At 66.2% G+C, this 10,180-nt stretch carries 7 protein-coding genes; 3 read left to right on the forward strand and 4 right to left on the reverse strand.

What is annotated here, in order from left to right; all coding sequences use genetic code 11:
• Positions 1 to 419: 419 nt before the first annotated feature.
• Positions 420 to 1,673, reverse strand: a complete 1,254-nt coding sequence (locus E1N52_RS10690; RefSeq protein ID WP_133182593.1) for an MFS transporter — start codon at positions 1,671 to 1,673, stop codon at positions 420 to 422.
• 477 nt (positions 1,674 to 2,150) lie between these two features.
• On the opposite strand from E1N52_RS10690, the gene xdhA reads away from it, so the two are divergent.
• From xdhA to xdhC, 3 genes are read left to right on the forward strand one after another with little or no spacing between them, the layout of a single operon-like run.
• Positions 2,151 to 3,701, forward strand: coding sequence for a xanthine dehydrogenase small subunit (xdhA, locus tag E1N52_RS10695; RefSeq protein ID WP_133182595.1), 1,551 nt, complete (start codon positions 2,151 to 2,153; stop codon positions 3,699 to 3,701).
• 40 nt (positions 3,702 to 3,741) lie between these two features.
• Positions 3,742 to 6,108: a xanthine dehydrogenase molybdopterin binding subunit gene (gene xdhB, locus E1N52_RS10700; RefSeq protein ID WP_133182597.1), complete on the forward strand. Its 2,367-nt coding sequence runs from the start codon at positions 3,742 to 3,744 to the stop codon at positions 6,106 to 6,108.
• Positions 6,105 to 6,695 (forward strand): xanthine dehydrogenase accessory protein XdhC, encoded by a 591-nt coding sequence (gene xdhC / locus E1N52_RS10705; protein WP_133182599.1) that lies wholly within the window; start codon positions 6,105 to 6,107, stop codon positions 6,693 to 6,695. The genes xdhB and xdhC overlap by 4 nt, the downstream gene beginning before the upstream one ends.
• A 72-nt stretch (positions 6,696 to 6,767) precedes the next feature.
• On the opposite strand, the gene E1N52_RS10710 is transcribed toward xdhC, so the two are convergent.
• The 3 genes from E1N52_RS10710 to E1N52_RS10720 all read right to left on the reverse strand — a co-directional run bounded on the left by E1N52_RS10710 (position 6,768) and on the right by E1N52_RS10720 (position 10,170).
• Positions 6,768 to 7,778, reverse strand: a complete 1,011-nt coding sequence (locus E1N52_RS10710) for a LysR family transcriptional regulator (RefSeq protein ID WP_133182601.1) — start codon at positions 7,776 to 7,778, stop codon at positions 6,768 to 6,770.
• 159 nt (positions 7,779 to 7,937) lie between these two features.
• Entirely contained in the window at positions 7,938 to 8,591 is a 654-nt protein-coding gene (locus E1N52_RS10715; RefSeq protein WP_133182603.1) for a 2-hydroxychromene-2-carboxylate isomerase, read from the reverse strand.
• 79 nt (positions 8,592 to 8,670) lie between these two features.
• Positions 8,671 to 10,170: a TAXI family TRAP transporter solute-binding subunit gene (locus E1N52_RS10720; protein WP_133182605.1), complete on the reverse strand. Its 1,500-nt coding sequence runs from the start codon at positions 10,168 to 10,170 to the stop codon at positions 8,671 to 8,673.
• Positions 10,171 to 10,180 lie beyond the last annotated feature (10 nt).

A 10,180-nucleotide genomic window follows, 5' to 3' on the forward strand; every position in this document is an offset into this window, starting at 1 on the left:
CCACCGCCAGAAGAGTTGGTTGAACTGCTCGACGCGCCGTTGCCGCCTTGATTCATATCGCCGCTCGCGGCGACGGACCCGGAAACCGCGGCCATTCCGAGGCAAATAAGACACGCAAGAACCATCCTGAATCGCTTCATGATGATTTCCTCCTGGGGAAGCTCGCTGGAAGTCCCGCGGAGGGCTTTCCGGCGAGGCGTTAGCCGCGCTATTGCCGACGACGCCGACCTGCGCGTGCATTGCGGACGCGTCGCGCGGCTCATCGCGAACGCAGGCATCGACATAGTAACTAACGCGGCACGCTTACGACTTATTCCCCGCGCGCATTGAGCGTTGTCTCATTGCCAGTCCGAAGTTGCGCTTGCCCATTTGAATCAATTCAATTCAATGGTTTGCTTCATTGGCCGAACGGAACCTGTTTATTCGACTTGTTGCCCCGCGGCGGTGTTTGCGTTGTTCGTGCTTTGCGTCTCTTGTCCCGCATGCGCACGCACGCTCTTGCGATGAAGCGAAACCGAAAGCGCCACGGCGGAAGCCGCCGCAATGGCGGCGAAGAGAAACACCGACCCATACCCGAACAGATTCGCCACATAGCCGGCGAGCGGGCCGGTAATGCCCAGCGAGAGGTCGAGGAACACGGAGTAGGCCGAAAGCGCCGCGCCGCGGCTCGCGGGCGGCACGAGCCCGACCGCCTCGACGCCGAGCGCCGGGAACACGAGCGCGAAGCCAAAGCCGGTGAGCGCCGCGCCCGCGAGCGCGACTTGCGGCGTGGGCGCGAGCCACAGCAGCAAGAGGCCCGCGCATTCGCAGGAGAACGAGACGATGGCGACCCTGAAGCCGCCGAAGCGCTTGATGGTGTTGGCGAACAACAGGCGCGCACCGATAAACATCAGACCGAACACCGTGAGCGTGAACGCGGCGTTGGGCCAATGGCGCGCGGCGTAGAACAGCGTGATGAAGGTCGCGATGGAGCCGAAGCCTGCCGAGCCGAGCGCGAGGCCAATGCCGTGCGGCAGCACGCGCGTGAACACGCTGCGATACGACATGCGCTCGCCGTGCACGATCGGCACCGGCGCGATGGGGCGCGCGAGCCAGAAGCCGAGCGCAGCCATCGCGATGACCGAAATGCCGAGCATCCAGTAGCCGAGGGCGTGCGCCATCACGACGCCCAGCGGCGCGCCGATCGCGAGCGCGCCATAGGTGGCGATGCCGTTCCACGAGATCACCTTCGCGTTGTGCGCGGTGCCCACGCGGCCGATACCCCAGAGGATCGCGCCGGTGCCGCACAGGCTTTCGCCGCAGCCGAGCAACAGGCGGCTCACCACCAGCAGCGCGAGCGAGAGGCCGGGCCAGTGATCGACGAGCGTGCCGAGCAGCAGCAGCACGCCGCTCGCGCCGCAGATCGTCAGTCCGATCGTCACGGTTTTCTTGGGGCCGAGCGTATCCGCCGAGCGGCCCGCGAGCGCGCGCGAGCAGAGCGTGGCGATGTACTGCACGCTGATTGCGGCGCCGGCCACCACGGTGCTGAAACCGAGGTCGTTGTGCACGTAGCCCGGCAGCACGGCGAGCGGAATCCCGATCGTCAGGTAGCAGAGGAAGGTGAAAAAGACGACCGGAATGATCTGCAGGGTCGTCGACGCGGCTTTGCGCGGGGGCGCCAAATCAGCGGACATGGGGAAAATGCGGATGGAAAACGGCAGGAAAGGCGTGTAATTGTCCCATGGAACCGGTTTTTATGCAGAAATTGAAAAGCTGTTCCGGCCGGCGGAACACGTGTTTCCTGCCTTTATGACGGCCTTTGGCCTCTGGTAGCCGAGCCGCGAAGATCCCGAGCATTTACCCGATGTTGGCCGCAATTCGCGCAATGGCGCCGTCCTGGTCCGACCGTTCGTGCGGAGCCATCGGCATTTCACCCGGTAAATGGTCAGTCGAATATGTCCGATATTCGTTAATTGGCCGTGAAATCGCGCAATTGAGACGTCTCAACATAAGCACAGCCGCACTGCAGCACGCCGATTTATCGATTCAACGATATATCCCCCATGCTCCTCTAGCTATGGGTTGCCAATATTGGCAGTGATAGTTTTCGAACCGTCCACTCGAGCGGCACACGCCTTTTGCGAGCCGCAGCCAACGACGAGCCAGAAACCATGAGCCAGCCGATCCGCTTTTACCACCGCAACGCGATTCGCGAAGTCAGCGACGCGGGCGTCACCCGCACCGTTCTCCAGTATCTGCGCGAAGACGCGCGCTGCACCGGCACCAAGGAAGGCTGCGCCGAAGGCGACTGCGGCGCCTGCACGGTCGTGGTGGGCGAGCGCAACGAGGCGGGCGGCGTGAGCTTCAAGGCCGTCAACGCCTGTATCCAGTTCCTGCCGACGCTCGACGGCAAGGCGCTTTTCACCGTCGAAGACCTGCGCCAGCCGGACGGCTCGCTGCATCCCGTGCAGCAGGCCATGGTCGATTGCCACGGCTCGCAGTGCGGCTTTTGCACGCCGGGCTTCGTGATGTCGATGTGGGCGCTCTACGAGAAGCATGGCCACGAACATGCGGGGCACGCCGCGCACGTGGGCCAAAGCGCATGTGCGGCCAAGGGCGCGTGCAGCGTGCCTTCGCGCGACGAGATCGCCAACGCGCTTACGGGCAACCTGTGCCGCTGCACAGGCTACCGGCCGATCCTCGACGCCGCCGAGCAGATGTTCAAGGCCGACGCGCCGAAGCAGCCCATCGACGTGAAAGCGCTCGCACAGACCCTTGCCACGCTCGAACGCACGGACACCTTCCACTACGAGAGCCGCGGCCAGCAGTACGACGCGCCGCGCACCGTCGACGCGCTCGCCGCCATCAAGGCCGCGCGCCCCAACACGCGCATTCTCGCGGGCAGCACCGACATCGGCCTGTGGGTCACGAAGCAGATGCGCGAGCTTGGCGACATCGTCTACGTGGGCCAGGTCGACGCGATGCGCCGCATCGACGTGAGCGACGCGTGGATCGAGATCGGCGCGGGCGTGAGCGTCGAGCGCGGTTACGCGGAACTCGCAAAGCATTACCCGGAACTCGAAGAGATGTGGCAGCGCTTCGCCTCGCTGCCGATCCGCAACGCGGGCACGATCGGCGGCAACGTCGCGAACGGTTCGCCCATCGGCGACTCGATGCCCGGGCTCATCGCGCTCGGCGCGCGAGTGGTGCTGCGCGGCGGAGAGACCGAGCGCGAAATGCCGCTCGAAGATCTCTATCTTGCCTACCAGAAGAAGGACATGGCCGAGCACGAGTTCGTGCTCGCGCTCAAGGTGCCCACGCGCACCGGCGCGCGAGCGAATCTGCGTTTTCGTACCTACAAGATCTCGAAGCGCTTCGACTCGGACATCTCGGCCGTGTGCGCCGCCTACGCCTATATCGCCGATGGCGACGTGATCCGCGAGCCGCGCATTGCGCTTGGCGGCATGGCCGCGACACCGAAGCGCGCGACTCACGCGGAAGGCGTGCTCGCCGATGCGCAATGGCACGAAGCCACGGCCCAGGCCGCGATGATCGCGCTCGGCAACGACTACGCGCCGCTGTCCGACATGCGCGCGACGAGCGACTACCGCCTCGAAGCCGCGAAGAACACGCTGTACCGTTTCTGGCTCGAAACGCGCCCGCATAACCCGCTTGCGCCGCAAGCGCTCAATGTGCGCAACGTAGCCGCAGAAACCGCTTGAGACATTCAGGAACCGGAAAAGACATACGGAGAACGAAACAATGAACCAGCAAGCCGAACCGTTCCTGGACGAACTCAAGGCACGCGAGCCCTTTGCGCAAGTGCACGTCTCGCGGCCCCACGAATCCGCGCATCTGCACGTGAGCGGCCGCGCCACCTACACCGACGACATTCCCGTCATGGCCGGCACGCTGCACGCCGCGCTCGGGCTTTCGCAGAAGCCGCACGCCCGCATCGTGTCGATGAACCTCGCAAAAGTGCGCGCGACGCCGGGCGTCGTGGCGGTGCTCACCGCCGAGGACATTCCCGGCGTGAACGACTGCGGCCCGATCATCCACGACGATCCCGTGCTCGCCGACGGCCTCGTGCAGTACGTGGGCCAGCCCATGTTCATCGTGGTGGCGACGTCCCACGACACGGCGCGCCTCGCCGCCCGCCGCGCCGAAGTGCAGTACGAAGAGCTGCCCGCCGTGCTCACGGCGCAGCAGGCGCGCGCCGCTCAGCAGTCAGTGCTGCCGCCGATGAAGCTCGCGCGCGGCGAGGCGTCCACGCGCGCGGCACGCGCCGCGCATCGCCATGAAGGCGAAATGCTGCTGGGCGGCCAGGAGCAGTTCTACCTCGAAGGGCAGATTGCCTACGCAGTGCCGAAGGACGACGACGGCATGCACGTGTGGTGCTCCACGCAGCACCCGAGCGAGATGCAGCACCTCGTCGCGCATGTGCTGGGCGTCGCATCGCACAACGTGCTCGTGGAATGCCGCCGCATGGGCGGCGGCTTCGGCGGCAAGGAATCGCAGTCGGGCCTCTTCGCCTGCTGCGCGGCGCTCGCCGCCTGGAAGCTCCTGTGCCCCGTGAAGCTGCGCCCTGACCGCGACGACGACATGATGGTCACGGGCAAGCGCCACGATTTCCACTACACGTACGAAGTGGGCTACGACGACGAGGGCACGATCGAAGGCGTGTCGGTCGACATGACCTCGCGCTGCGGCTTTTCCGCGGACCTGTCCGGTCCGGTGATGACGCGCGCCGTTTGCCACTTCGACAACGCCTACTGGCTGCCCGATGTGTCGATCGCCGGTTTCTGCGGCAAGACCAACACCCAGTCGAACACGGCGTTCCGCGGCTTCGGCGGCCCGCAGGGCGCGTTCGCGATCGAGTACATCATGGACGATGTGGCGCGCTCGCTCGGTCTCGATTCGCTCGATGTGCGCCGCCGCAATCTCTACGGCAAGACGCAGAACAACGAGACGCCCTATGGCCAGGTCGTGGAGGACAACGTCATTCACGAGCTGATCGACGAGCTCGTGGAAACGAGCGGCTATCGCGCGCGGCGCGCCGCGATTCGCGAATTCAACGCGAACAACGACGTGCTCAAGAAGGGCATTGCGCTCACGCCGGTCAAGTTCGGCATCGCGTTCAACGTCACGCACTTCAACCAGGCGGGCGCGCTCGTTCACATCTATACCGACGGCTCGGTGCTCGTGAACCACGGCGGCACCGAAATGGGCCAGGGCCTGAACACGAAGGTCGCGCAGGTGGTGGCGCATGAACTGGGCATCGAGTTCGACCGCGTGCGCGTGAGCGCCACGGACACGAGCAAGGTTGCGAACACCTCCGCCACGGCCGCTTCGACTGGCGCCGACCTGAACGGCAAGGCGGCACAGGACGCCGCGCGCCAACTGCGCGAGCGCCTCGCCGCGCTGGCGGCCACGACGTACGGCAAGGGCGAAATCAACGCCGCCGACGTGCGCTTCGCCAACGACTCGGTGATCGTGGGCGAGACGATCGTGCCGTTCGAGACGCTGGTGTCAAAGGCCTATCTCGCACGCGTCCAGCTCTGGTCCGATGGTTTCTACGCCACGCCCAAGCTGTACTGGGATCAGGCCACGCTGCGCGGGCGGCCGTTCTACTACTACTCGTATGGCGCGGCGGTTTCGGAAGTCGTGATCGACACGCTCACGGGCGAAATGCGCGTGCTGCGCGCCGACGCGCTGCACGACGTGGGCGCATCGCTGAACCCGGCGCTCGACGTGGGCCAGGTGGAAGGCGGCTTCATCCAGGGCATGGGCTGGCTCACCACGGAAGAACTGTGGTGGAAGCCGGACGGCAAGCTCATGACGCACGCGCCGTCCACCTACAAGATCCCGACCGTGAACGACACGCCTCCGGAATTCAACGTGCGGCTCTTCAAGAACCGCAACGCGGAAGACAGCATCCACCGCTCGAAGGCCGTGGGCGAGCCGCCGCTGTTGCTGCCGTTCTCGGTGTTTTTCGCGATTCGCGACGCCGTGGCGAGCGTGGCCGACTACCGCTTCAATCCGCCGATGAATGCGCCGGCCACCGCCGAGGAAATCCTGAAGGGCGTGCGCGCGGTGCGGACGATGGCGCGCGAGGGGGCTGCGAAATGAATCGTCATCCTGAACATTGCGTGCGCGTCGACGAAACCGGACGCGTGATCATCGGCCGTCGCAGCACGCCGGTGCCGCACTACGGGCCCATGCACATCGTGCTGTTCGGCGCGGGCCACGTGGGCCACGCGCTCGTCACGCTGCTCGGCATGCTGCCGTGCGTCGTGCAGTGGGTGGACGAGCGCGACGAGCTGTTCCCCGACGAGGTGCCCGCCAACGTGCAGATCGAAGCGACGGACACGCCGGCGGCCATCGTCGACGAAGCACCGGCGGGCGCGTACTTCCTCGTGATGACGCACAATCACGCGCTCGACTTCGAGCTGACCGAGCGCGTCATGCGGCGGCGCGATTTCGCGTGGTTCGGTCTCATCGGCTCGAAAACGAAGCGCGTGAAGTTCGAGCGGCGGCTCATGGAGCGTGGCGTGGAAGCCGAGCGCATGGATGAGATGACGTGCCCGATCGGCGTGACGGGGATCGTCGATAAGGCGCCTTCGTCGATTGCGGTGGCGGTCGCCGCGCAACTCATGCAGATGCGGGTGGCGCAGCGCCCGGCGGTGGTGAGAACGGTCGCGCTCGAGCGCGCCTGATTCCACGCGCCGCGCAAGCGAAACGGGCGCCTCGATGATGAGGGCGCCCGTTTGCGTTAGCTTTGCGTTATTTCAGGCCGCTTCGAGCGGCGGTGTGGGCGTCGCTTCGCTGGCCGCGCTCGCGGTCTTTCCCGCCCCGGCGCGCTTCGTGCCGCGCTCGGCGGTCAACGTCCGCGACACCTCTTCGATCAACCCGCGCAGCCATCCCAGATCGCTCGGCCTGTCCGGCTGCGGATGCCACATCTGATAGCAGTGAATGCGCGGAAACGCGAACGGCGTCTCGACGACGGCAATGGGCATGAGCTTCGCGTAATGCTGCGCGAAGCGGCGTGTCGTCGTGAAGATCAGATCCGATTGCAGCAAGACCTGCGGCACGAGCCCGAAGTAGGGCAGCGTCGCGACGATGCGGCGTTCGGCCTTCGCCTTCGCAAACCCCAGATCGATTGCGCTCGCATGCGAGCCCGTATAAGGCGTGGGCGCGAGATGGGGAGCTGCGAGATACGCCTCGCGCGTGAGTTCGCGACGCGCGAGCGGATGGTCCGCGCGCATCATGCAGACAACCTTGTCCGAGAAGAGGTCGCTGCGCGCAAAACGCGCCTCGGGCTTCGGCCAGTTGCCGATCACGATGTCGAGTTCGCCAGCGTCGAGCGCGCCGTGATGATCGAGCGTGGGCGAGAGCGAGAGGATTTCCAGCCGCGCCGCCGGCGCCGTCTCGCGAAAGCGCGCGATCAGCGTCGGCATGAAGAAGTCGTTGAGATAGTCGGGGGCGGCGAGGCGGAACGTGCGCTTCGAGCGCTCCGGGTCGAAGTCGCCGTGCGGCGTGGCCACGAACTCCACGTCGCGCAGCACGCGCTGCGCGTGCTGCAACAGCGATTCGCCGTACTCGGTCGGCACCATGCCGGCCTTGCCGCGCACGAGGATCGGATCGCCCAGGATCTCGCGCAGCCGGCGCAGCGCCGTGCTGATGGCGGGCTGGGTCTGGTTCAGGCGCAGCGCGGCCTGCGTGACGCTGCGCTCGACCAGCAGCGTGCGCAGCACGCGCACCAGCCAGATGTCGAGGGTGAGGGCGTTATCGTCGTCCATGGGGTGTGGCGGGCAAGGGCGCGTGCGCGATGAAGCACATCGTTGCGCGCACGGATTCACCCATAACCATATGCCTGCTCGCGCGCCACCGCCATAGGGCGCGAGGCATGACCGGCATCAGAAGGGCGCGCGTCGGATGTTTCCGCGGCGCGCTGCCCGTCACTCGGTAACCGGTTTCGCGAGCCCCGAAGGCAGCGTGGTGATGCGCTTGACCTCGCGCGAGTCGAGCCAGTTCGGGCTGCGGGCGCAGTAGAGCACCATCGGCAAGGCGTCCTCGCCCCAGAAGAGCTGCTTGTTCATCCAGAACGTCGGCACGCCGAACACGCCCATCGCGATCGCGTCGTTGGTGTTGCGGCGCAACTGCGCGCGCACGGCTTCTTCCTCGATCAGCGATTCGCCGTGCGCAATGCCCACGCGCTCGCAAAGCTGCTCGAAGCCCTCGTCGCTCGACGGGTCTCGCCCCTCGCGCCAGATGAAGCGGAAAATCTCGCGCACACACGCGAAGTCGCCGCCCGCGGCGATGGCGAGCAGCATCGGCCTGACCGAGTCGAACGGGTGTGCGGGCGGCATCTTGAACGGAATGCCGAGCTGCTCGGCGCGAAAGAGCGCGTGCCGGTAGGTGAAGATGCGCTTGGCGGGGACCGCGGCGCTGAGCGGCTGGCCCCAGTGGCGGTATAGCTCGGAAAGCAGCACGGGCGTCGGCACGAAGTCGAAGCCGGGCCACTTGTCCTGCTGTTCCAGCAACAGATACGAAAACGGCGACACGAAGTCGTAGAACCAGGCCGGCTGGCTGGCGTCGATGCCGTCGATCATGCTGTTTCTCCTCTCCAGGGCGATATCCGGGCCATTGCTTGCATGGCCCATTGTTCGGTTCAAAATGCGTGCAGCGGCGCTAATGCGTGCGCTCGCCTGTTTCATTGCCGCCGCTTTCGTTTGCATGGCTCGCCTCTGTACCCGCTGTGCCTGCCTCGTTGCTACCGTCTTCCGGCGCCTCTGCTTCTTCGGCACCTTCCGCTGTCTGCTCTTCTTCGGCCCCAACGCTTGCGTCCGGCGCTTCGCGCGTCCCGGTCAGGCGCGCACGCACGAAGCCGATATGCTCGCGCAGCACGTAGAACTGCTCCGCGTAGGCAAGGGGCATTTTCATGCCGTTAACCGATTCCTCGATCTTGTCGAGCTGGCGGATCAGCGCGCGGCGCTCGGTGGGCGAGTTGTCGGCCATCGCGGCGCGCTCGAGTGCGATGAGCGAGCCGTACCAGCGGTAGATGCGCGATTTTACCCGCCAGGCGTAGAGCGAAGGCACGATCCGCAGGCCCGGAATCAGCACGACGATGATCGGCACGAGCAGCACCACGAGCCGGTCGGCGAGGCTCGCCACCCAGAAGGGCAGCACGCGGTAGAGGAAGCTCTTGCCCGACTTGTAGTAGCGCGCGGCGTCGGCGCTGATCGGGAAGTCCTGGGCGCGCGGCGCGGGGAATTCGCCCGCACGCTGCAGCAATGTGGAGCGCCCGTGCACTTCCTTGGCCGCTTCGATCAGGAGATCGGAAAGCGCGGGATGCAGCGAGTCGCGCGCGACCAGTTCTGCCGTGGGCGCGATGAAATGCAGGGGAGCTGCCGGCAGGTTGCGGCCGAAGTCGAACGCGCCCATCGGGATCGTGATGGCCGTGAGGAACGGAAAGCGCCGCGCGTAGGCGTCGGCCTGGACGAAGTCGAAGAAGCGCACGCCCGGCATGCGCATGAGGCGTCCCATGACGGGCGGCTGCGCCGAGTCGCCCGCGAGAATCGCGACGTCGATCTTGCCCGCCACGAGTTCGCGCGCGGCGTCGTCGCCGGAAAGCGGCAAAAGCTTGGTCGGGCCGCCGGGCTCGATGCCGTTCGCCTTGAGCAGCGTGAGCGCAAGCTCGCGCGTGCCGCTGCCCTCGGCGCCGATGGCGATGCGCTGGCCTTCGAACTGCGAGAGCCGCGTGGCGACGGGGCCGTGATAGAAGACCACGAGCGGCACGTAAGCCACGCTGCCGAGCGATACCAGGCCGCCTGGCACCTTGCTCGCGAGGCCGTCCTGCACGAACGCGACGTCGACGTTCGACTTCGGGTCGGCGAGACGCTGCAGGTTCTGCGCCGAGCCCTCCGATTCGAGCACGTTCAGCGTGATGTTGTTGCGCGCGAGGATGGCCTTGTACTTTTCCGCGGCGTTCCAGAAGGTGCTGCCTTTGGGCCCCGCGCTCATGGTGAGCGTGTTGGGCGGCGCGGGCTGGATGAGGCGCACTGCGAGCCAGATGGCCGCCGCGCTCACGAGCAGGATGGGACCGAACGTGACAGCCAGGTCGCGCCACGAGATCGCCACGAAGCGCGCGACGAGACGGGGAGGAGGTTTGCGGCCGGTGCGGGACTTCATCGGGGTGGGG

The sequence above is a fragment of the Paraburkholderia guartelaensis genome (assembly GCF_004353905.1).
GTDB lineage: Bacteria > Pseudomonadota > Gammaproteobacteria > Burkholderiales > Burkholderiaceae > Paraburkholderia > Paraburkholderia guartelaensis.

Coding starts and splice junctions, on each gene's coding strand:
- E1N52_RS10690 (WP_133182593.1), bottom strand. CDS start 1,673: ATGTCCGCTGATTTGGCGCCCCCGCGCAAAGCCGCGTCGACGACCCTG.
- xdhA (WP_133182595.1), top strand. CDS start 2,151: ATGAGCCAGCCGATCCGCTTTTACCACCGCAACGCGATTCGCGAAGTC.
- xdhB (WP_133182597.1), top strand. CDS start 3,742: ATGAACCAGCAAGCCGAACCGTTCCTGGACGAACTCAAGGCACGCGAG.
- xdhC (WP_133182599.1), top strand. CDS start 6,105: ATGAATCGTCATCCTGAACATTGCGTGCGCGTCGACGAAACCGGACGC.
- E1N52_RS10710 (WP_133182601.1), bottom strand. CDS start 7,778: ATGGACGACGATAACGCCCTCACCCTCGACATCTGGCTGGTGCGCGTG.
- E1N52_RS10715 (WP_133182603.1), bottom strand. CDS start 8,591: ATGATCGACGGCATCGACGCCAGCCAGCCGGCCTGGTTCTACGACTTC.
- E1N52_RS10720 (WP_133182605.1), bottom strand. CDS start 10,170: ATGAAGTCCCGCACCGGCCGCAAACCTCCTCCCCGTCTCGTCGCGCGC.